At 36.8% G+C, this 23341-nt stretch carries 17 protein-coding genes; 1 reads left to right on the top strand and 16 read right to left on the bottom strand.

Going from position 1 to position 23341, the window contains the following annotated elements; translation table 11 throughout:
• Positions 1 to 34: 34 nt before the first annotated feature.
• Positions 35 to 865 carry a CvfB family protein gene (locus IE155_RS15570; protein WP_189379174.1) on the top strand — a complete coding sequence of 277 codons (831 nt, stop codon included), beginning with the start codon at positions 35 to 37 and terminating at the stop codon, positions 863 to 865.
• Between the two features lie 94 nt (positions 866 to 959).
• Here the strand turns inward: IE155_RS15570 and IE155_RS15565 are convergent, their stop codons facing one another.
• The 16 genes from IE155_RS15565 to IE155_RS15490 form a co-directional block, all read right to left on the bottom strand.
• Positions 960 to 3404 carry a TonB-dependent receptor gene (locus IE155_RS15565; protein ID WP_189379173.1) on the bottom strand — a complete coding sequence of 815 codons (2445 nt, stop codon included), beginning with the start codon at positions 3402 to 3404 and terminating at the stop codon, positions 960 to 962.
• 200 nt (positions 3405 to 3604) lie between these two features.
• Positions 3605 to 3895, bottom strand: coding sequence for a hypothetical protein (locus IE155_RS15560; protein WP_189379172.1), 291 nt, complete (start codon positions 3893 to 3895; stop codon positions 3605 to 3607).
• Positions 3896 to 3986: 91 nt separating this feature from the next.
• Positions 3987 to 5426: a metalloprotease TldD gene (gene tldD / locus IE155_RS15555; protein ID WP_189379171.1), complete on the bottom strand. Its 1440-nt coding sequence runs from the start codon at positions 5424 to 5426 to the stop codon at positions 3987 to 3989.
• A 1-nt stretch (position 5427) separates the two neighbouring features.
• The gene (locus tag IE155_RS15550; protein ID WP_229817376.1) at positions 5428 to 6270 is read right to left on the bottom strand and encodes a carbon-nitrogen hydrolase family protein; all 843 of its coding nucleotides are present in this window, start codon (positions 6268 to 6270) and stop codon (positions 5428 to 5430) included.
• Positions 6263 to 10243, bottom strand: a complete 3981-nt coding sequence (locus IE155_RS15545) for a YhdP family protein (RefSeq protein WP_189379170.1) — start codon at positions 10241 to 10243, stop codon at positions 6263 to 6265. Before IE155_RS15545 ends, IE155_RS15550 begins: the two co-directional genes overlap by 8 nt.
• A gap of 86 nt (positions 10244 to 10329) precedes the next feature.
• Complete coding sequence (gene rng / locus IE155_RS15540; RefSeq protein ID WP_189379169.1) at positions 10330 to 11793, bottom strand: ribonuclease G; 1464 nt, start codon at positions 11791 to 11793, stop codon at positions 10330 to 10332.
• Positions 11790 to 12416: a Maf family protein gene (locus IE155_RS15535; protein ID WP_189379168.1), complete on the bottom strand. Its 627-nt coding sequence runs from the start codon at positions 12414 to 12416 to the stop codon at positions 11790 to 11792. The genes rng and IE155_RS15535 overlap by 4 nt, the downstream gene beginning before the upstream one ends.
• Before the next feature lie 43 nt (positions 12417 to 12459).
• Positions 12460 to 12939: a rod shape-determining protein MreD gene (gene mreD, locus IE155_RS15530; RefSeq protein ID WP_189379167.1), complete on the bottom strand. Its 480-nt coding sequence runs from the start codon at positions 12937 to 12939 to the stop codon at positions 12460 to 12462.
• A 2-nt stretch (positions 12940 to 12941) separates the two neighbouring features.
• A complete protein-coding gene (gene mreC, locus IE155_RS15525; protein ID WP_189379166.1) occupies positions 12942 to 13829 on the bottom strand; it encodes a rod shape-determining protein MreC in 888 nt (295 codons plus the stop codon).
• Between the two features lie 125 nt (positions 13830 to 13954).
• The gene (locus tag IE155_RS15520; protein WP_189379165.1) at positions 13955 to 14998 is read right to left on the bottom strand and encodes a rod shape-determining protein; all 1044 of its coding nucleotides are present in this window, start codon (positions 14996 to 14998) and stop codon (positions 13955 to 13957) included.
• Between the two features lie 166 nt (positions 14999 to 15164).
• On the bottom strand, positions 15165 to 20030 hold the full coding sequence (locus IE155_RS15515; protein ID WP_189379164.1) for a LamG domain-containing protein: 4866 nt from the start codon (positions 20028 to 20030) through the stop codon (positions 15165 to 15167).
• 198 nt (positions 20031 to 20228) lie between these two features.
• Positions 20229 to 20810: a PEP-CTERM sorting domain-containing protein gene (locus IE155_RS15510; RefSeq protein WP_189379163.1), complete on the bottom strand. Its 582-nt coding sequence runs from the start codon at positions 20808 to 20810 to the stop codon at positions 20229 to 20231.
• A gap of 207 nt (positions 20811 to 21017) precedes the next feature.
• Entirely contained in the window at positions 21018 to 21452 is a 435-nt protein-coding gene (locus IE155_RS15505; protein WP_189379162.1) for a pilus assembly PilX N-terminal domain-containing protein, read from the bottom strand.
• Complete coding sequence (locus tag IE155_RS15500; RefSeq protein ID WP_189379161.1) at positions 21442 to 22236, bottom strand: PulJ/GspJ family protein; 795 nt, start codon at positions 22234 to 22236, stop codon at positions 21442 to 21444. Before IE155_RS15500 ends, IE155_RS15505 begins: the two co-directional genes overlap by 11 nt.
• The gene (locus IE155_RS15495; protein WP_189379160.1) at positions 22236 to 22793 is read right to left on the bottom strand and encodes a type IV pilus modification PilV family protein; all 558 of its coding nucleotides are present in this window, start codon (positions 22791 to 22793) and stop codon (positions 22236 to 22238) included. Before IE155_RS15495 ends, IE155_RS15500 begins: the two co-directional genes overlap by 1 nt.
• On the bottom strand, positions 22783 to 23337 hold the full coding sequence (locus tag IE155_RS15490) for a prepilin-type N-terminal cleavage/methylation domain-containing protein (protein ID WP_189379159.1): 555 nt from the start codon (positions 23335 to 23337) through the stop codon (positions 22783 to 22785). The genes IE155_RS15495 and IE155_RS15490 overlap by 11 nt, the downstream gene beginning before the upstream one ends.
• Positions 23338 to 23341: the final 4 nt, after the last annotated feature.

The raw sequence follows: 23341 nt of genomic DNA, 5'->3' as shown, positions 1-23341 counted from the left end.
TTCAATAATGATTTTATATAACGAATGACAAACTATGGCTGATATTGGCAAATTTAACACCCTTCCTGTAATTGCATTAACTGAGAATGGCGCCTATTTAAACGCAGATCAGTTAGGTGAAATACTATTGCCTAATCGATATATCCCAAATGAATGTGAAGTTGGTGATCTGTTGACGGTATTTATTTATTTAGATTCTGCCGACAGGCTAGTGGCTACGACACAAAAACCTTATGCTCAAGTTGATGAATTTGCTTCACTTAAAGTTGTGCAAGTCAATAAAATGGGAGCCTTTCTTGATTGGGGCTTACCTAAAGATTTATTAGTGCCTTATAATCAGCAACATAAAGCCATGGAAGTCGGCCGACATTATCTTGTTAGAATTTCATTAGACAATAACAGTCAGCGATTAATTGCTTCAAGTAAAATAGACAAATTTGTCGATATTTGGCCAGCCGACTATAAAGCACAAGACAAGGTAGATTTGCTCATTGCCGCAAAAACTGATTTAGGTTTCAAAGCTATCATTAATGATAAGCATTGGGGACTGTTGTACGACAATGAAATTTTTCAACCTTTACGCGTAGGACAAAAAGTTTGTGGTTATATTAAACAGGTGCGTGAAGATGAGCGAATTGACCTAACATTAACACGAACAGGCAATGATAAGGTGAATGACTTTAGCGGTCAGCTTATTGCTTACTTAAGTAAGCAAGGTGGCCATAGCACCTTAAATGATAAAAGCTCCCCTGAATTAATTAAAAAAGAATTAGGTGTAAGTAAAAAAACCTTTAAAGCAACAGTGGGGAACTTGCTAAAGCAAGGTAAATTAACTATCGAACCGAATGGCATAAAACTAACGTAAATAGCCTGAACTCTCATTAATAAAAAAGTAAAAGGCGCTTAATCATGATAATTAAGCGCCTTTAAATTTAATTAATAAATGATTTCAGTAAGCTTTAAAAGCTACCTCTAATTCCAACCGTAAACCCACGACCTGGTAAAGGTGCTAAATCTTTTAAAAATGAGGAATGAACACGAGCCTCTTCATCTGTTAAATTATTTACTTTAGCAAAGATAACCATATCATCGCCAATACCATCAAGGTAATAATTCACATGAGCATCAACCATAGTATAACCATTAGTTTGACTTTCATATGCAGCAACATCTGACTGCTGGCTGTAACGAGTAAATGACAACTCAGCATCGAAATTATTCGCTTGGTAATTTAATAAACCGCCCACACGTAATGGTGGAATTCTTGGTAAATTCCCCCCTCCGACTATAGAAGCACGAATATAATCGCTGAACATAGTTGCTTTAATATTGCTATTTATTTGATAAATAAATTCAGCTTCAAAACCGTAAATTTTAACATCATTTTGTTGATAGTTATAAATAGGTAGGCCTGACTCTTCATCATGTTCGTCATGTTCGTCATGTTCGTCATGTTCGTCATGCTCATCGTGATCATGCTCTTCCCCGAAGAACAAACCTGTATTTTGAGAATAGTAATAATCATCTATACGGTTATAAAAAGCACTAACAATAAAACCAAAATCACCTTCAAATTTACGCCAAGTTAAATCAATACTATAAGACGTTTCAATTTCAGCTTCACTATCACTCAGCTCATAATGATTATGGCCATGACCTTCATGATATTCAGCTTGATATAAAGCCCCTATTTCATAACTGCTTGTGCCTACATGTGGGCCAAATGAGAATAATTCTGCTGCTGAAGGTGCTCGTTGTGATACAGCTGCCGACAAACCTAAATTGTAACCCTCTTGGTAATCCCATACGACGCCAGCAGAGGCGCTAACAGGGGTAAAACTGTATTTTTCTTCAGCTAAGCCTGCAACTTCTTCACTAAATAAAGAGTCTGTAATATTCAAAGAAATATGTTCAACTCGTGCGCCTAATTGAAAAAGTACATTATCAATATGTTTTTCTTCTAGCCATGCAAGTGCAATCGACTCTGTTTCAGATGGCGGCGTAAAAGCTTCTTCACCTTGGGCTTCAAAATCTGTATTTTTATAGTGAAGTGTCCATGCACCTTTCCAGCCTAAATACTCTTTATGAGTAACATCAATGCGAGTTTCTAACATATCACTTTTAAACACAGTACCAACTTCACCATGCTCGATTTCTTTATGCTGATAATCGGTATAAGCAAGTTTAGCCGTTACTTGATTAAAAATAGCATCATCAACATCCCACTGAGATAAAATTTGAAATCTATTCTGGCTTAAATCTGCAAAGACTTCTTCACTCTCATCTTCATCATGATGATCTTCTTCGTGTTCTTCCTCATGATCGTGATCTTCATGGCTATGGCCAACAATGCCATAAGTACGATCGGTTCTTCCATAAGAAAACCCGACAAATCCATCATCAAAAATATAACTAGAACCGATAGTAAAACCTGACGATTTCCCATTACTATTTGCTAGAGTGCCTTTTCCTTCTAATTCATCTTCGTGCTCTTCATGTTCATCATGATCTTCCTCGTCATGTTCTTCTTCATGAGCATGCTCTGATTCCGCATAACCTGGGATATTATAATCATTAGCATCACGCCAAAAGCCATCTAAATGAAAAGCAAAATTATCAACCGTTTTGTTTATTTCAATTGATGCTTCATTTTCATCCGCAACATCATTATGTTTAACCATATAGTTAACATTTTCATCTAAATTGCGAGGTACTCTGTTATCAACAACGTTGACAACACCACCTATAGCACCACTACCATAAAATAATGTGGCAGGGCCACGTAACACTTCAACTTGTTGGGCATTTGCAGTCTCTGTAGAAATAGCATGATCAGGCCCTACTCGAGAGGCATCACCTACGTCTAAACCATTTTGAGAAATCAGTACTCGCGGGCCGTCTAATCCACGAATAATAGGGCTACTTGAACCAGGGCCATAATATGAAGAATGTACACCTACTTCATTCTTTAAGGTTTCACCTAAAGTAGAAGTATGTTTAGTTCGAAGTTCATCAGCAGCTAGCACATTAACTGGCAAAGCTGATTCAATAGTAGATGAATGTAGTGGCGTTGCATGAACATCAATCACTTCCATGACACTTGGTGTTAACACCAATTCAAATGCAGTTATGTCGTTATCATTAATTGTGACACGTTGATTTTTATGACTATGATTTTTAGCAGTTACATGTAACTCTACCACGCCTTTATTCAAATCAGTCATTTTAAACTGACCGTTAGCATCGGTTGTTACTTCTTGATTAGATCCAACAATACTAACTTTAGCATTGGCTACAGGTTGTCCAGAAAGACTTTTTATTTTACCAGTAATATCTTGAGCATAACCCATGTGGCTATACGTTAACGCCAACAGACAAGCTGCTGAAACTTTATTTAACACCATGTTCATTTCACCTAGTTTTTAAATTTAAATTATTGTAAACAAGGGGTTTAAACATTTTATTTTTTAGTGAAATTACAACTTTATAGACTAAGCACGAAGCCTAACCTGATCAGTTAACAAAACTAAAAATAGAATAAAATGAAGAAACCTAGAGCAAATTAACCATCTCAGCATGTAGTAATGTGGTTGTAATATTAGCCCTAGAAATAAAATGGTGGTGCCCTAAGTTGAGGTGATAAAAAGTATAACTTGATATGTCTAGCATGTGACAATAGAGCTAATGGCTCATTAAACTCGCCAACATCAATCGGAGCCAGTTTTATCTTTTGTGGCGTTTTATCTAAATGATGTTGGCATAGTTTACAATCTTGCTGCTCTACACTCGTATTTAAAATGTCGACTGTATGCGCATGTCCTAACGAAGAGACAAACAAAAAAACCAGCAAAAATATGCTGGTTAATAAGTGTTTTTGTTTTAACGTTCGGTTCATACATATCATAACGGATGTGATATTATAACACTCAGCTGTAAATAACAATATGATGAAACACACAGCAGTTAAATTAAGGTGTAATTATTTGTTACTGAGTTCCTCCTACCGTCATCTCATCTACTTTTAACGTAGGTTGTCCAACCCCCACAGGTAGACTTTGACCATCTTTGCCACAAACACCTACACCAGCATCTAAAGCAAGATCATTACCTACCATACTTACATTTTTCATCGCCTCAGGACCGCTACCAATTAAGGTGGCTCCTTTAATTGGCGTAGTAATTTCACCATTTTCAATTAAGTAAGCTTCTGAGCTGGTAAAAACAAATTTACCTGAGGTAATATCCACCTGACCACCTGCAAAATTAGGGGCATAAATGCCTTTTTTCACCGTCGCTATAATATCTTTAGGATTATGTTCGCCTGCTAGCATATAAGTATTCGTCATGCGTGGCATAGGTAAGTGAGCATAGGATTCACGACGACCATTCCCCGTAGGTTTAACGCCCATTAACCCTGCATTATGCTTATCTTGCATATAGCCTTTTAGAATACCTTTCTCAATTAATACATTATATTGTGATGGTGTACCTTCATCGTCTATCGATAATGAACCTCGACGATTTTGTAAAGTTCCATCGTCAACAATAGTGCAATGTTTTGAGGTAACTTGTTGACCCACTTTTCCTGAAAAAGTAGAAGAGCCTTTACGGTTAAAATCACCTTCTAAGCCATGACCTACAGCTTCATGTAATAAAACTCCTGGCCAACCACTTCCTAAAACAACAGGAAAATTCCCTGCAGGAGATTCAACAGCTACTAGGTTGACTAAAGCCTGCCGAACCGCTTCTTCTGCATAACTTAAATAACGCGCTTTACCGTTTAAGGGTTCAAAAAAATAGCTATAATCGGTACGCGCACCACCACCTGAACTTGCTCGTTCGCGTTTACCATTTGCTTCTACTAATACTGAACAATTAAGTCGTACTAATGGTCTGATATCTGTGGCATAAGTACCATCACTTGCAGCAACAAGTATTTTTTCAAAAACCCCTGACAAACTTACAATAACTTGTTTTACTCTAGCATCTACTGCCCGCGCGTGTGCTTCAACTTCATGCAACAAGGCTATTTTTTGCTCTTGAGCTAAGCTTGATAACGGATCGTTAGCTTGATAAATAACGGGAGCAGTTCTCTTTTTAAACGCATGCACTGTAGCGCTTTTATCTGCATTAGCGATACCTTTAGCCGCATCAGCAGCGATGGTTAAGGCTTCTGGCGTTATATCATCTGAATAAGCAAAACCTGTTTTTTCCCCCGAAATAGCACGAACACCCACACCTCGCTCAATATTATATGAGCCTTCTTTAACTATCCCATCTTCTAACATCCAAGATTCATGGCTACTTGCCTGAAAATAAAGGTCTGCTAAGTCAACTTGTCGCTGATATATATTGGAAAGAGTTTTACTTAAAAAACTAGGATCTAACTGGCTATCTGCCAAGAGCTCTTGCTCTACACTATTCATATTATTTCAACTTGGTTATAAATTGATTATGTGCCTGTATCGGCATGGATTTTCGGACTTTGTTTAAATTTTCAAGTGAGAATGTTGCTGTTGCACATCCAGGCATTTGATCTAGCGAAGTCATTATTTCTCCCCAAGGGTTTATAATCATGCTGTGTCCCCATGTTTCACGCCCATTTGTGTGTCTACCAGATTGACCAGCAGCAACTATATATACTTGATTTTCAATCGCTCTACTTTGTAACAGAACTTGCCAATGAGCTTCACCCGTTACCTTAGTAAATGCACTAGGCACCGTGATAACATTTGCACCATAATTCGATAATTCCCGAAATAGTTCAGGAAAACGTAAATCATAACAAATGGATAAGCCAAGATTAATCTTATCTGTAGCAGCCAATACCGTTGTTGTATCACCTGCTTGCGTATAGCGGGATTCTAAATAACTCTTTTCACTGTCATCGACTTCCACATCAAATAAGTGCAACTTGTCATATCGCCCGATTTGTTCACCCGTTGCAGAAAACACGCAACAAGTATTTGTGAACTTTTCGCCGTTTTGCGTTAATAATGGGATACTTCCTGCAACTAAAATAACTTGGTATTTTTTTGCAAGTACTGCTAACGATTTAACTAAACTATTATCTTTAGCAGTAGCTTTTGCCAATGCTAATTGTTCAGCATCTTTACCACCAAAAAATAAACAACACTCAGGTAAAACTACAATGTGATCACCTTCAATAGGCAACTGCTCAAGCTGATGTTTTATAAAAGCTAAGTTTTTTTCAACATCAGGCTCAGAACACATTTGCATAACGGTTAGTTGAACACTTACTTTATCCATCTGTTTTATCCGGTATGTTAAGTTCTTCAGTTTGGTTGCTATCTTGACTTGTAGTGTTATTTTGACTGTTTTCGTCAATTTCAACAATTTGGGGGGGAGTAGAACGTCCTACACTTATATTTTGACTCTTACGATTAACTTCTCGTAAATTAGGTTCATCAACATTACCCGTTAGTTCAAAATTAAACTCTGACCAAACCTTAGAAATTAATACTTCATCTAAGGCTAGTGCACCTAAAAAGGTAACAGGGTTTAATGTAGCTATCCATGCTATTGCAGGTAAACTAGCACTAAAATTAGGCTTATAAGACATTCGATAATCTAAATTCCCCACCACTAAATCTGTATTACCTTTTATTGACAAATCTCCTGCTGCACCTTGCATTTTGGCATTATCAGTATAAAGCACACCATCTTTAATATGGGCATTTGCCTTGATCTCACTATAAAACATGCCGTCGCTGAAAATATCTCTAAAATCGAGTGTTAATTTTCTCACTAAAGACTGTAAACTTAATACAGAAAAGATGCGAAGGCCTTTATCATCGACATCAGCTAAATAGCCATCATTTAATTCAGTTTCAAAATCACCATTAAGCGTTGCGACATTCCATTGGTACGGCGCACCACGCCAAGTAATATCATATGTTGCTTCCATACCACTATCTTTAATGAGAGAGGCAAAGCCAAGTTGTTTGAACTCTTGCTCTAAATCATCAATAGATAATTTTCCTTTAATCGAAGTTGTATAATGATCTACTTGTTTCTGCCATTTTAAGTCAAAATTAATATTATTATCTTGCCGCTTGGCAACAAAGTTATCAACTAAGATCGTATTATCATTACCACGCTTCATTTGAAAATTTACTTGGCCTAAATCTAAGCCGTTATATTGGCAATGTTTACAAGAAAAAACTACGGGAGGAATATGATTAAAGACATTCTCAATCACTCTATTTTCTTCAATAATTTCTTGTTCAGTTTTTTCCAAAATAGGAATAACCTGTATTTGCTCTTCATCTAAATCTTGTGTTGTTGAAGTCGCAATCGTACGAGGAATATTGATAAAATCAGCATCAATAGATAAACCTTGTTCAAGCCAATTTGGGTAAAATTTAATATCAGCACGAACTTGTTCACTATTTAATTCTAGTAACCACCAGGCTTGTTGATCTGACATAGTAAAAGCTACATCATCTAATACTTCATCAAGTACATTCAACTTACCTATATTTCCCCTAATACGCTGAGGTTTCGCCAATAAGGGCACGCCATCTCCAGCTAAATTTTGGTCAGAAAATTCAGACACTGAATCAATAATGTCATTAACAAAGGGTTGCCACTGAGTTAAGTTAGCGTCTATCAAATTAGCTGTTATGTGGAAACCACTTAATGGCAATAACATATCTTCTTGTCCCAAAATTAAATGAGCTCGTGAAAAAGCCACTAAATCATGCTCTAAGACACCATAAAAATTCATATGCTCACCAACAACAGCATCAATAGTTGACCGATGATTATCACCTTTCGCCTTAGCAAAAACAGAACGCTTTTCTTTACTTGCTTTTTTAAAAGGCTCTGGGAGGTTTAGTTGTGTAGTATTAAGATCAGAAAGTACGGACAACTCATAACTAAACTCACCATTTTTCGCATTTTTCAGAGTCAATTCACCTTGCCACTCTAATGATCCCTCACCGTATTGGGTAAGTTTTTCAGGTAACTGCTTTTGCCATGTATTTTGAGGCCAATTTGCATTTATATTGATATCTGTTTGATAAAAATCCTGAGTAGATTTTGCTATCACATCCAAAGTTAAAGGCATACCCCGCCACATAAGTGCAATATCTTTCGTTGTAATAACATCATTCACAAAAGTTAATTGCCCATTAACTTGTTCAAAGTTCATTTCAGGGTTTTGTAGTAAAATATCATTATTAGCGAAATTTACAGTTCCCCTAGCTTCGGTTTTAGTTGAATCTTCAAGCGGGATAGTTAACGCAAATGAACCAGAGATATTGTCACCAATTTTAACCTGTTCTAGCACAGAACCAACGCTTTGTTTTAATGGACTTTGCTGCATTAATGAGGTAACAGCACTGGCTTGTGTTTTATTAAAGTCAGCATTAATTAGTAATAATTGAGAACCCACTAATTCATCGATTTGTGCGGTAACGCCTGTAACATCAATCCCTTTAAGAAAACCTGATCGACCAGTGATCAACATACTATTATTTGTAAAGTTTAAATTACCATGGAAGTTTTCTATTGCAGGCCATTGCTCATTAAATTTAAATAATGAATCGGTTAACTCTGCATCAACGGTAAAAACACCTTGATGGTCAGTAAATGGAAAATCAGCTAAAGGTCCATTAAATAGAACTTGTGCTTGTGTCACATGACCGCTAACCAATGAACTATTCAAATAATTTATTAAGCTATTACCCATTAACTTTTGGGGGTAATAATGAGGCGCATTTTTAGCATCTACTTTCTGGATATCAGCTAATAAAGCCATTGATATAGGTAAATTATTACGTGCGTCAATCGCTAATTCACCAGTCAATGTAAGCTCTTCAGACAATAGTTTTATTTCATTAGCGTAGGCAAGCACACCTTTCTCTTGAAAAAATAATGAAACACTAGCCGCTAAAGTTTGATATGAAATAGGCTTGATAAAATGATCTTTAAAATCTAAATAGCCTTCGTTACCCTCTACCTTCATCAACATTTGCTGTTCACGATAAAGAATTTCGCCTGACAAGTTATTTATACTTGGAATGCCATTAGAGTAATTTAATGATAATTGAGAAAATTCTGCATGTGCACTTACTTTTTCATCACGTATTTGCCAAAACAAGTTCTCTACTAAACCTTTAGGAGCTAAACCGTAGAGTAACTCTCTGACGGTTTTGTTATCGGTAAATAGTGGAATTAATTGCGCTATACCTTCTGTATCTATACTTGAAATATAACCATTATATTGATTATTTTTTGCTGTCAGTTCTATGCTAAGTGGTTGCCACAAACGTTTGTTAGAACTAAATGTTAACGGTGAAGTGCTTAAACTATAATTTTGATTATCAATGATATTATTAATCAACAATTGACCTTGTTGAATATCAAATGTTTGAATGTTAGCCAAGTGTTGCCATGCAATTTGAGTCTCACCTATGTCAACTTGAACTTTGCTGATCTCCCCCTGACTAATAGATAACCATGCATCAAAATTAATAGAAGAGTGGGTGTCTTCATTTTTAATCGCAAAAACTTTATCAAGCCAAGGAGTTATATTAACCTGATTAGCTTCAACGTAGAGCATTCCTTGCATTTCTTTAAATTTTTGACCTTTAACAGCTAAAGAAATATTTAAATTATTTGACGTTAAGCCATCAATAATAACTTGACCTTCAGCTTTATGGTGTTCACCACGGTTTAGCCAATTTAATTGGCTAATTAAAAAGGTTCTTTCGTTTTTTTCGGTGCGATAAATGACTTGGCTGTTAATTAATGAAAACCGATTAATTCGTTGTAAAAATAAATCGGTAACATTATCTAACATTGTTAATTGTTGATTATCAGCCGTTTGGTTAATAAGCGTCTCATCAACAAAAACTTTAACGCCTTCTAAAGTTAAAGCCTTAGTCACTAAATTAAGTTGCTGTAAACTTCGCCAAAAATCTAGATGAAAATCTACCTCAGCAATAAACACTTCGGCACCATCAGTTTGTAAGAAGCTCACATTATTCGCTATCATTGAAGGTCCTGAACTTTTCCAGTCCATGTGCAAAGAACCAATAATGATATTACTCTGATAAGTTGAATTAATATAATCTTGAAAGTCTAGACGATAATTATGAGCATAAGGCAATAAAAGCCTTAATGAGCTGATCAATACCGCGAAGGAAACCAACAAAATTGCAATAACTTTGTAAAATCGGTTTAACCACCGGTTTGAGAATTTAGAAATACCCATTCACACTCTTTTAATAATGCTCTACTGCATAGATAATTGCGGTTACTACTTATGTATTTGTTAATTACATTATACGTAAATAGTAGCTACATCATAACTACGTCAAACTGCTCTTGATTATACATGGTTTCTGTCTGTACTTTAATTTGCTTACCAATAAAAACTTCTAACTCGGCTAAATTATGAAACTCATCATTAACTAAAGACTCACTGACTGACGTCGAGGCATACACAATAAATTTGTCGGTGTCATAAGCCCTATTAACTCGGACTATTTCTCTTAAAATTTCATAACATACAGTTTCTACAGTCTTTAAATTACCTCTACCCGAGCAGACATCACACTCACTACACAAAATATGCTCTAAGCTTTCTCGTGTTCTTTTACGAGTCATCTCCACTAAACCTAAAGCAGAGAAACCACTAATACTAAATTTAACTTTATCTTTCAGCATAGCAGCTTCAAGGCTATGCAGCACTCTACGTTTATGATCGGCATCAGACATATCAATAAAATCAACAATAATAATCCCACCTAAATTACGTAGTCTTAACTGTCTAGCAATTGCTTGAGTAGCTTCAATATTCGTATTGAAAATTGTTTCTTCTAAGTTGCGATGCCCAACAAAAGCTCCTGTATTGATATCAATAGTGGTCATGGCTTCTGTTTGATCTATGATCAATGAGCCACCAGATTTCAATGTGATTTTACGATGTAATGCCCGCTGAATTTCATTTTCAACATCAAACAAATCAAAAATAGGCCGTTCACCAGGGTAATACTCCATTACTGCCGTAAGTTCCGGCACAAACTCTTTGGTAAATTCAGATAGCTGATCAAATGTCAACTTAGAGTCAATTCGAATTCGCTCTAACGAAATACCAACAAAGTCTCTTAGCACTCGAAAAGCAAGCGATAAATCTTGATACAAGGCTACTTTGGTTTGCTTTCGTTTTTTCCTCTCTAATACCTTAGACCACACTCTTCGTAAAAATTCCGCATCATGCTTTAATTCATCCTCACCAACGCCTTCAGCGGCGGTTCGAACGATAAACCCTTGGTTTTCATCACAATAAGGAGTAATAATATCTTTCAAACGAGCACGCTCACTGGCTTCCTCAATCCGCTGTGAAATCCCGGCATGGCTTGCATTAGGCATTAAAACTAAATAGCGCGCTGCAACGGTAATATCGGTAGTTAATCTAGCCCCCTTTGTCCCTAACGGATCCTTTACTACCTGTACAACAATGTGCTGTCCTTCATGTACTAAACTACGAATGTCAGGTACTTGCTCCGACGTTTTTTCTTCATTAGTTATTAATGTAGAATTTATGTCAGAAGCATGTAAAAAAGCGGCTTTATCTAAGTTAATATCTACAAATGCTGCTTGCATGCCAGGCAAGACACGAATAACTTTACCCAGATAAATATTACCCACAAGGCCTCTACGAGCTTCTCGTTCCACATGAACTTCTTGTAGGACACCATTTTCAATTAATGCCACTCGGGTTTCACTAGGGGTGACATTAATGAGTAATTCTCCGTTCATTGTTTTTCAACCTTCTTACGTTGAACTGCTGAATCATTTAGATATGCAATTGGGCTAGGTAAACCAAATTCAGCAAGTAATTGTGTGGTTTCATATAAAGGTAAGCCCACAACAGCACTGTAACTGCCATTGATATGGGTAACAAATTGTCCACCAATACCCTGGATGCCATACGAACCAGCTTTATCTTGAGGTTCATTGGTATGCCAATAATTAATCATTTCTTGCTCTGTTAGTGCTTTAAAGGTGACATCAGTTATCACTTCAATAACGTTACTCTTACTTCCCTTTACAGCTGCCACTGACGTTAACACATGATGCGTATTATTTGAGAGCATTGTCAGCATATTTATACTTTCAGCAAGTGTTTCAGGTTTACCTAAAATAGTATTTTGATATACCACTGTTGTATCAGAGCCTAAAACAATGGTGGTATCTGGCTGATTTTTAGCAATATGCTGGGCTTTAGCTAAAGCAAGTCGATTTACATAGTGGCTAGCACTTTCTCCCATTAGTTCGGTTTCATCAATATCTGAACTGATACAGTCAAACTGATAACCTAATTGTGCTAATAGCTCTTTTCGGCGAGGTGATTGTGAAGCAAGAATAAGTGTCTGATTCATTTTATTCCAATTAAATTAACAAGCTTGGCTCATTAAATTTCATTTACTTTATTTTAAAGTGACGACGTATTTTTCTAAGTAATAAAAAGGCCCATGGCCAAAGTATCACAGTCGTTATGACTGGATATAAATAGTGAGGCAAAAATACCACATCCGTTAAAAAGCGTTGAAACCAAAAAACCAGCAAATGATAAAGTGCAGATAAAATACCTACAATTAATGCCTGTTGCCACACAGAAAAATTTCTAATTTTTTGATAATTACCCGCTATAATATATACAGACAAGGCCATAGCTGCCGCATGTATTCCTAAGATAGAGCCCAATAAAATATCAAGTAATAAGCCAAACAGCCACGCAGTAACCACATTAACTCTATTGGGTAATGCTAAACACCAATATAAAACTACCACTAAAATCCAGTCCGGTCTAAATGCGTCGACTGCTATCGGTAGCGGCATAATAGTTGCCATTAACGCGACAATAAAGGTCAATAAGATGATAATTCCGTTATGCGCAAACATAATTATTTCACCTTCCCGATGTTATCTTCTTTAGACGATGTACTAGGTTGAGAGGAAAACAAACTCGCTTTTTGTTTTGGCCATAATAATAATAAATATCGTAATCTATCTATTTGTGCCACTGGTTCACTTTGCACTTGAGCAAAGGGGCGTGATTCATCTTGTCTAACTCGTGTAACTCGTCCTACAGGGTAGCCTTCTGGATACTTTCCTCCTAAACCTGAAGTGACCAACAAGTCTCCTTCACGAATATCGGTACTATGAGGTACAAAATTGTGAGTTAATCGATCTAAGGTTCCTGAGCCATTTGCTACTAAACGTATGCCATTTCGGCTAATTCTAACAGGGATAGCTTGTGTTACATCCGTTATTAACAACACTCGGCTGGTAATAGTACCCACATGTAATACTTGACCAACAATCCCTTGATCATCAATAACCGCCTGCCCTTCAAACACTCCATCATTAGCACCACGGTTAACAACTACTTGGTGTGAATACGGATCGCTATCAACAGAAAGTATTTCAGCCAACATTGTTTCAGAGTCTGTTCGGGCGGGTGAGGCTAATAAAGAACGTAAACGATCATTTTCTTTTTTGAGAATATCAAGCTGCATGATTTGAGCATTTAATAACAATTCATTCGCTTTATACTGTTGGTTTTGATTGATTAAGTCTTCTCGGCTGCCCAAGTTTTCAAGCGCCCAATTAACGGCATTTTTAGGAGCAGACGCTAAATATTGTATAGGGCTAACTAACGACTGTAGATAACCACGAACTACATCAAAACTACCCATTTTATGATCAAAAAATATAAAGGTAGCTGATAAAATCAGAACCATAATAAGTCTATGCTGAGGAGATGGACCGTGCTTAAATATCGGATTCATTGATGTGCTAAATTCTCCGCTAGCAGCTTGTGTTATTAGATAGAATAAGTGATAAAAGCCTCATCACTTATTCTTAGAATGTTTCTATGGCTAACTCTTATCAGTGATTAGCCATTAAGTTAATATTACTCGTAAGAGAATAAGTCGCCGCCGTGCATATCAATCATTTCTAACGCTTTACCACCGCCACGTGCAACACACGTTAACGGATCATCAGCAACTACAACGGGAATACCGGTTTCTTCCATTAATAAGCGATCTAAATCTTTTAACAATGCGCCACCGCCAGTTAAGACCATGCCTCGTTCAGAAATATCAGACGCAAGCTCTGGTGGTGATTGCTCTAATGCCACCATAATTGCACTAACAATACCCGTTAATGGTTCTTGTAAAGCTTCTAAAATTTCATTGCTATTAAGTGTAAAACTACGTGGTACACCTTCAGCAAGGTTACGACCACGTACTTCAATTTCAACTAACTCTTCGCCTGGGTAAGCCGAACCGATTTCGTGTTTAATACGCTCTGCTGTTGCTTCACCTATTAAACTACCAAAATTACGACGCACATAGTTTATTATCGCGTCATCAAACTTATCACCACCGATACGTACTGACGATGAATACACCACCCCATTAAGTGAAATAATACCAACTTCGGTAGTACCTCCACCAATATCGACCACCATAGAACCTGTAGCTTCAGAAACTGGCATACCGGCACCAATTGCAGCTGCCATTGGTTCATCAATTAAATACACTTCACGTGCACCAGCACCTAAAGCTGACTCTCTGATTGCTCGACGCTCCACCTGAGTAGAGCCACAAGGTACACACACTAAAACTCGTGGGCTTGGACGTAAAAAGTTGTTGCTGTGTACTTGTTTAATAAAATACTGCAACATTTTCTCTGTAACAAAAAAGTTAGCAATTACACCGTCTTTCATTGGGCGAATAGCTTCAATATTACCAGGTGTTCTCCCTAACATTTGTTTCGCAGCAGCACCTACAGCAGCGACACTTTTTGAACCACCCGCGCGATCTTGACGAATAGCCACTACTGAAGGTTCATCTAAAACAATACCTTGGTCTCGAACATAAATAAGTGTGTTTGCTGTACCCAAATCAATAGATAGGTCATTTGAAAACATGCCGCGTAATTTTTTAAACATAAGGTCTAATTGTCCTTTGTGCGTAGACAAGGCAAGTCATTGCCTGAAAATCATAATAATTTTTTGAATTGGCTAATCATACCTTAGGTTTAATAAGATGTGATGCCTGTTTTTCGAAAAAAACGTAATAAATTGCAATTTTTTTCATGAAATAGCTAAAAAGCAGCTAATTTCCAACTTCTCGCCATGAAATTATGCGATCGTTACCGCGATATAATCCAAAATTGATTAACGATGTTGGGTTTTCGGTAAAAGGACCATTACCATCGGTCCAATCATATTTAAGCCATGTTGGTACTTCATACTCTAGCTTTAATGGCCCTTGTCTGTAATCATCATTAGGCGCACTAAAAACAAAACCATTAAATAAGCCGTCTTCAAATTTTTCACTGGCTGAAATAGTTGCCGAAGTATCACTGACTCGTAAATTGTCAGTCGCATTTTCATCAGTCAGTAAATAATCAAATAAATCGAGTGGGTTACTTGATTTTTTAGCAGTAATAATTGGAGCGGTACAACTATCAAGGTTATGAATAACAAACTTCGTACCGTCAAAAACTTCAATAGACATCGGACTAATTAAATCAGAGGTTTCGGGGCCATACGCATTTTCAATAGTCCAACGACCAAAGTAAACTTTAAGATCTGACTCTAAGCTGGGGTTTTCAAAATAGGGACCATTACCATCATCAGGTTTTAGTTGGATGTTGTCACTATCTATTATTGATACAACGGGTATTTCAAATGTCGCATCAAACGGTGCGGTTTTACTTAAGTTATTTCGTGTATAAGTAAAGTGGTGTTGATCAGATAAAGTGTATATTGTTTGAGCATTGCTAAATTCGGATAAAGCACCTTTTTCACTAACATCACCAGCCACTTCCAATGTATTTGCATGTAATGTTAGAGGATCACCAAGTATTATATTATTCCCACTAACAGCTGGAGTTTCTGTGAACCCAGCAAGTTTAGCAAAATCACCAATATAATTAACGGTTGGGACATCATTGCTATTATAAGCTGTTACCGTTAATTCTGGTTCTATTGAATATTTTATACTACCCTTCCCAGCAGTTTTTTGGCCACTATAAACCCAGTTTTCTGCTGGGCATAATGCCGTATGATAAGCCGTAATAATTCCATTATTAGCCGTTTGTTTAAAGTAAGCTGGTGTAAAGCGCCCAACAGTCAAAGCATTAGCATCAACCAATAGACCACTACCTGTACCATCATCACCATAGTGACTATCTTTAAGGTCTATCTGTATCACTCCGACTTCAGAATATTTTGCGCCATCAGTACTAGAAACACCTGTATTTGATGCATCTGCATCAAACGCTGTTAAGGTAATATTTTGAAATCCTGAAGAGCTTGTTATATTGCCTGCGCCATAAGTAAACACCCCATCTACACTCCCAGCAACGCTAAGGTCTGGCAGTAAACGTAAAACGTTAAGTTCAATATTTCCTTGTCGGTAATTTTTCGTAATAGCACCCGAACGATTAACTGCACTCACAGTAAAGTCAAAAACGTCACCCGCTATATGCTTAGGAGCGCCACTTGCAGTCGCATTATTTAAACTATCGCCTGCTACTGTCGCTGATAGTACTAACGACGCAGGTTTAACCCAAAAATCATTAGAGTTACCCACTAACGAAATATTTGCATCACTGTAACTTGCATATAAACGTATTTCCCCTGCATCTTGGTACACAGGATTTGGAATAACTGCCGCACTAGTATTATCGAAGTTCAGTGTAATATTTGAGGTAAAAGTTGGGGATTTTGCAATATTTTTAATAGCCCCATCATTTACTTGAAAGGGTAAACCTGATGTCCCTGCAGGTGTAATATTGCGTTGCGACAAATTAACATTAACATCGCCATTAAATACGCCGGTACAAACCCCGTTAGTATTTTCCACCGCTTGTAATTTTAAAACTTCACTGAATTCATCACCAGATGTTTGATAACCAATTTTTTCATTTGTATTGGTTTCATACAAAAACCTAAAACCCGCATCCGCAAATTGCATATTACAGCTTTGTACGCCAGCATTTAAACAAACAAAGTTTGCAGCTGGCGCAGGAGATTCATTGGTTAACGCAAAGCTTACTTGTTCTGCAGTAGTATAATTAAAATCAACAGTGCCTACACCATTAACAAATGTACCCGCTTTTGCCACAGCGCCATTAGCCCCTGTCACATTAAGGGTAAAACTACCGCTTTCGTTAACGACATTACAGGTACCATCAAACGAATTACTACAAGCTTTTATCGTCACGGTTTCGCTATCACAAGTTAAGCCATTACCGTCATGTAATATTTGATAATGATCTAATAAAATAACACAATCGGTATCGATCATATCCGCTTGAATTTCAGCCGGTGTTTTTACAACTGAATAAACTCTAACTTCATCAAATTTCCCATTTGCAGAGGTACGTGACGCTAAAGAGCTATGATTGTTACCTGAATAAGTAGACGCATTATCACCAAAAATAAGCGAACTTAACACCATTTGACCATTGGTATTAATACTACTTTGAGCAACAACCTCACCATCTACTAATATTTGAAAATAATCAGCGCTGTAATCCCAAGTTACTGAAATATAATACCAAGTATCCGAATTTCTCACTGAGGTTGCTGGCTCTTGCAAAGCAAAGTCATTGTCAGCACTATCTTCGAAAGTAAACCGTAAACGACCATTACTTTGAATTTCTAAAGTAAAGTACTTATTAGAGTTACTTGCATCAAACAAGGTACGTTCACCACCACCGTTATAGCCTCCTTGATTCCAATCAGTATTACTATTAAACCAAAAACTGATAGTGCCTTTAGTACCAATATCCTCATCTACATCTAATCCAGTAGAAAAAGCATTATTGGTTGCAGAACTACTGTTTGTACCATTCGTATCAAAGGCCCGACAATATTTACCACTGGCAGAAGATCCCCCCCCAATGTTAAAGCCATGATTATCTAAGCCACTTGTATCAATAATATTCGTGTTAAAATCTGTTTGTTCAAATTGATAAAAACCCACTAAAGGATTACAAATAACAACTGCACGTGAACTACCGTCATAATTACTCTTTGCTAATTGATGAGCATAAATTTGGCTAATTTGAGTTTGTGATAATTCACCATCAAACACCATAAACTCATCAAGCGGCGCACGAAAACCTTGTGGATTACTCGCATTAATTTCATCGTATGAGGTACCTATATATTTTAGTGTACCTGTGGCTTGTAAATTAATGGTGTCCTTCAATACACCATCAATATAAAGTTTCGTTTGATTATTAGCATGAATAAGCACCATATGGTGCCAGTCATTATCCAAAGAACTGAAGCTATAAGTACCTAACCTAGAAGTTCCAAAACTTGCATTATAAACACCCCAACGCCAATTCGTCCCACGATCTAAATAAAGCAAATCACCGCCGGCCGCCATTGCACCTAAAACAAAATAACGATTACCCGAATTTGACGACGGTTTTTTAAACCAAGTTGACACACTAAAAGAAGACGTTAATGGAATACTTGTTTCAACATAAGAGGATGAGTTTGACAACTCTATCGCTTTTTCTATTTGCCCGGTAGGCAAAGATACGACGTTACCGGTAGTTTTAGCATTGTAATTTCCAGTTTGATCAACAACTTCACCGGCAGCACCAGAGTAACGACAATCATCAAAGCGATAATTTGCTTTGGGTATAGCTAATAAGCAATCGTCGCAACGCACTTCAACATTATCAACCTCTACGCCTACATCATTATCATAACTAAAAATACCAAAATCATTTAATATTGGCTGTTCCGTGGCACTATAAAGCATTGCGGTATCATTCACGCACACTGCCGTGCCATCGTCATTTACGACAACTTCAAAATTAAATGGGTCATTAACATCAAAGTCATCTGACGAAGCTAATAATGAAGCATTCCCTGAAGACACTTTAACAAGCTCTAAACGCCGATAAACGCCCGGAAAAGAATTATTACCAGAATAACTCGTACCGTATTTATTCCAACGTGCTAGAAAGTAATTACTGTCATCCTCATAACCAAAAACAAGACCAACATCGTTGTTAGTACCACTTTTATGTGCCGTTATATCAGATGAGATAGCATAATTATCAACATTTTGCTTATCAATATTGGCTAATGATAAGTCATACGACACCATACCGTATTCGTTATCCCCGCTAGCAGTAACTGCACCATTTATTTGCAGTTCTCCTCCGGTAATATTGAAAGCCATATCAGCATTTTCGCCATTTGAAGTAGTAATGGTATCTGAAGGCCAGTTACTAATGGCGCGATTGAAATTAGTATTTTCCCAGCCAGCTGTAACATTTGAAAAATTATCCGAAAAAGCAACCTCAGGTAACGAAGCACTACACGAAATAGGAATTACTGGCGCACTATTACCACAAAAACCATGCGCGTCCATATTATCGACGTAACTATCTTGGTAATTAAACTCACTATTTGAATCCACATAAAGTGAACCCGCAACAGAAACGGCACCATTTATCTTTGAGTTTTGATAAATAACTAAAGAACCTGTTGAATAAATATTTGCATTGATTACAGCATTTTGATTAATAACGACAGAACCGTTAACAATAATTAAAACATTTTCTGGCGATCCTGTTGGATTAATTCTAGTATTTTGACCAATGGAAACACTGCTATTAAAATACATGACTGCAGTGCCTGAACCTGTAAATGTAACGGTGGAATAGCTGCCTAACCCCCAACTTGTGTGTTGATACACACCGTCACTAATATTAGTCGAATTGAAAGAACCACTTGGATAAAGTGGAGGCACATTGGTCATGTAAGTAAAGTCTACGGGCGAACAATTATAGCTTCCATTACATTGGTTTGTGTTAAGGATATAAGCGCTTCCTTTGACAGCAAAAGACTTAGGACCAGGAAATACGGCGTCACAATCTGCAGCTAAAAGAGCTGAATGTATTAAGAGGAAGAAGAGCGTAACAAAAACGCGAAACATCATTGACTGATATCCCTTTGTCGAAAAATAAAAAATTAATTATAGTTAATATTGCTAAGTTACGCTGAACGATACAAATAAACAAGCATAACCCATTGAATTAGGCCCTATTGTATAATTTGATCAAGTGTCTAAATAGAAAAAAACCCCACAAAAGTGAGGTTAAAATTTCATGAAACGAGTTGAACAGTCGTCTTGTTGTTATAGGAATTTTTTACGTAAAGCCAAAGCAATTAAGCCAAAGCCAAAAATCATTACAGTAGTTGGTTCAGGCACATCAACGCTACCACCGCCACCTTGGTTGTTACGGCGGACGTAAAAAGTTTCAAAATCAGAACCAAATGTGTCCATATCACCCACAGTCCAAAAGCTCTTTACCTGTTTATTGGTAAAATTATCTAAATTACTTATATCAACATACTCTACACCGCCTACCGTAAACCTTAAAACCACATCTTCAAAATATGAGTTCCAAAATTTAGCAGCATTACGATAAACACCATCACTAATATAAAAGTCCGCTAAAGTTACATTTTCAAATAAAATTTCTAACTCTTCGCTAGTAGCATAATCCCAGCCTTCATGAATAGTTGGAGCATATAATTGATTATAATCGTCCCAGTATTCAACATTAACCGGTGATGCCCATGCAAAGTCTAAACTTCCTACACTCACATAGTGATCAGATGTGATAAGGCTAGAATCGGTAATTAATGTAGCATGAGAAGAACTTGATACAAATAACATCAAAAAAAGACAACATGTTTGAGCAAACTTATTCATTAAAAAACCTCGATTAATGACTATACGACATTACTTAAAACTTAATACACGGATTAATGCAAAATATAAGCCAAAATAAAACATCAACATAAAAACAAAGACTTAGTTTTTTTTTAAATATAATCTTAACCAAACTGTAAAAAATACCAACACTTACATGGCAATATTTGATGATAATATGTACTTTATTTGGGTGATTGTTAATTACTATAGACTACGGGCATCCACCGCTATCGTACGAGAGGTTTCAACACCACCAACAGAGCAAATACCCGTGCTTTTAAGTTGATAATAAGTAATATTGTTATGTTCGAAACTATCACACTGAAGTTTAGCCTGACAATTTTTTAGCCCTCTACCATGGTTGCCACTATTCGCAAAACTTTTGATACTATTAGCACTAGGGCATGCAATGCCACTACTATCTAATGGAAATATCTGCTGTAACTGCCATTGCATACCTGATTGCGCCGCTTGGAATGCACGTGTACCGATAACTTCATAAGCTACCGTTTCAGCTTCTGTGGACAGCATACGCACTAGTGCTGTACCTAATAATGTCATTACAATAATCACAAATATTGCGATCACCAAGGCGCTCCCCTTTTGTTTTTTATATGTTGATTTCTTACTAGGGAACATTAGGCACCTGTATTTCATTATTAAAGCTAACAACTTCATCATTTCGACTAAAATTTAATTTCACCAAAACATTACCTGAACGTAGCTGGCTTGGCGAATTAACTTGAAAACTGCTGATGTTGTTAGCGTCTAAATGCTCCGCCATTAACGAGGCTGATGCATTGGGAACACCATCTGATCTATAACTTGTATAATTTTCATAACGATTAAGCACGAGCCCTTCAATACAATAGCTCACTGGCTTATCAATAAAAAAAACGCGATTGGTAGGTGAACTTTCAGTAAATTGCATCGGCACATCAAGCGTAATTGGCCATTCATCTAATGTTACGTCGAAAGCAGGGTTACTACTATCGATGGCACTCATTTTATCGCTAGGGAAATAAGCATCATCTGCAGTGAGCGGATAAATAACCAAGTCGAGCGCATTACTAAACTGACTGTCATCAAAACGTATCACCTTAATTGTTGATGATGCCGGTAAAGGCGCTAGGGGTATTTCAGTGTATATGGCAGCAGCTTTAATGGGGCGAAATTCCAAACATTGATTATTACCAATAAGGCGTGGGCTATTGGGCAACGCATGACGTACTTCTCTATTGAGTCGCTCTATAGCAAAACGGGCACTGGCAATTAATTGACTTCTATCATTGGTTTCAAGATATATACGACTACCAAATTGTAAAAAATTACTTATACCCACAGCTAGCACACCAAGTATCACCATTACTGTGACCATTTCAATTAAGGTAAAACCTCTACTTTTAAGAGAAAAAGCGCCCATTAGAAATTGGCCTTATAGGTAGAAAAATCAATTGCAAAGCCTGTTGGTGTTGTAACTGTTACCGTAATAAGTTTTGCTGTATCGTTATCAGCATTGGTTGCACAATTCCCATCATAATCACTGTCATTACATACCATTATGGTTACCGAATAACCTAAATAGAGAGTGAGATTTTCACCTTGAGAATTTTGTATATAACTACCAACTGTATTAGCATCAAATCTTAGATTATTAAAGTCATCAACATCATCAAATAATAAACGATTTTCACCTATTTCACTCTTCATATCGGTTGAACATATTATTCCATTTTCACCACAACGATATTTACTCCCTGAATGATCTGAGTTTTCATCAAAAGCATGTCCTGTTATTTCATTTAATAACGATTGACCTAGCTCAGCCGCACGAATTTGATGTAGTTGATCGGCACTTTGTTCAACCGTAGGATAGATGAGTGTTATGATAATTGAGAATGAAATTGACAGCACCACAATACCGACAATGGTTTCAATTAAGGTAAAGCCTTTTGATAAGATATGAAAATTAGAGCGCATGAATATAGCCTTCATTTTCTATTTGAATAATTAGGGTGTCTTCACCTGTAATAATCACTTGGCAAACATTAGGATTTACACAATCAACTCTATTGCCATTACTGTCAATAACTCGCCCCATTTGATCGAATGCAAAAACACTAGCGAGTGAAGCTGATGTACTAAAAGTTACCTCGTGCTTACTATCAATACTGACACTGGTATGTTTATCGTATTCATCTTTACTAGCGTCCTCATAAATAGAAAGGTCACAGTTATTAGCTAATCCAGTATCAGTTTTATGTAAGCCGATTTGGCTGTTAGTAACTGAGATATGATGACAAGTGTCACTTGATGTTTGTTGCATTGAGCGTAATTGCAAAGCCCGTAATGTAGTAACGACTTCATTTCGATACGTAAATTGTTCAAAGCCATTAGAGGAAAAAAATTTAGGGGCAACCGTTATGGCCAAAATACCTAAGATGATAATGACAACGATTAATTCTATTATGGTAAAACCCTTGATCATCATAACAGAATTAAATTTTTGTGTTTTTTTTTGCATGTCA

Source organism: Thalassotalea profundi (assembly GCF_014653195.1).
In the GTDB taxonomy this organism is placed as follows: domain Bacteria; phylum Pseudomonadota; class Gammaproteobacteria; order Enterobacterales; family Alteromonadaceae; genus Thalassotalea_B; species Thalassotalea_B profundi.
This window is presented reverse-complemented; position numbering and strand designations above follow the sequence as displayed.

Bases quoted from the DNA above. Each gene is read 5' to 3' on its own strand.
- IE155_RS15570 (WP_189379174.1), top strand. From the start codon at position 35: ATGGCTGATATTGGCAAATTTAACACCCTTCCTGTAATTGCATTAACT.
- IE155_RS15565 (WP_189379173.1), bottom strand. From the start codon at position 3,404: ATGGTGTTAAATAAAGTTTCAGCAGCTTGTCTGTTGGCGTTAACGTAT.
- IE155_RS15560 (WP_189379172.1), bottom strand. From the start codon at position 3,895: ATGAACCGAACGTTAAAACAAAAACACTTATTAACCAGCATATTTTTG.
- tldD (WP_189379171.1), bottom strand. From the start codon at position 5,426: ATGAATAGTGTAGAGCAAGAGCTCTTGGCAGATAGCCAGTTAGATCCT.
- IE155_RS15550 (WP_229817376.1), bottom strand. From the start codon at position 6,270: ATGGATAAAGTAAGTGTTCAACTAACCGTTATGCAAATGTGTTCTGAG.
- IE155_RS15545 (WP_189379170.1), bottom strand. From the start codon at position 10,243: ATGGGTATTTCTAAATTCTCAAACCGGTGGTTAAACCGATTTTACAAA.
- rng (WP_189379169.1), bottom strand. From the start codon at position 11,793: ATGAACGGAGAATTACTCATTAATGTCACCCCTAGTGAAACCCGAGTG.
- IE155_RS15535 (WP_189379168.1), bottom strand. From the start codon at position 12,416: ATGAATCAGACACTTATTCTTGCTTCACAATCACCTCGCCGAAAAGAG.
- mreD (WP_189379167.1), bottom strand. From the start codon at position 12,939: ATGTTTGCGCATAACGGAATTATCATCTTATTGACCTTTATTGTCGCG.
- mreC (WP_189379166.1), bottom strand. From the start codon at position 13,829: ATGAATCCGATATTTAAGCACGGTCCATCTCCTCAGCATAGACTTATT.
- IE155_RS15520 (WP_189379165.1), bottom strand. From the start codon at position 14,998: ATGTTTAAAAAATTACGCGGCATGTTTTCAAATGACCTATCTATTGAT.
- IE155_RS15515 (WP_189379164.1), bottom strand. From the start codon at position 20,030: ATGATGTTTCGCGTTTTTGTTACGCTCTTCTTCCTCTTAATACATTCA.
- IE155_RS15510 (WP_189379163.1), bottom strand. From the start codon at position 20,810: ATGAATAAGTTTGCTCAAACATGTTGTCTTTTTTTGATGTTATTTGTA.
- IE155_RS15505 (WP_189379162.1), bottom strand. From the start codon at position 21,452: ATGTTCCCTAGTAAGAAATCAACATATAAAAAACAAAAGGGGAGCGCC.
- IE155_RS15500 (WP_189379161.1), bottom strand. From the start codon at position 22,236: ATGGGCGCTTTTTCTCTTAAAAGTAGAGGTTTTACCTTAATTGAAATG.
- IE155_RS15495 (WP_189379160.1), bottom strand. From the start codon at position 22,793: ATGCGCTCTAATTTTCATATCTTATCAAAAGGCTTTACCTTAATTGAA.
- IE155_RS15490 (WP_189379159.1), bottom strand. From the start codon at position 23,337: ATGCAAAAAAAAACACAAAAATTTAATTCTGTTATGATGATCAAGGGT.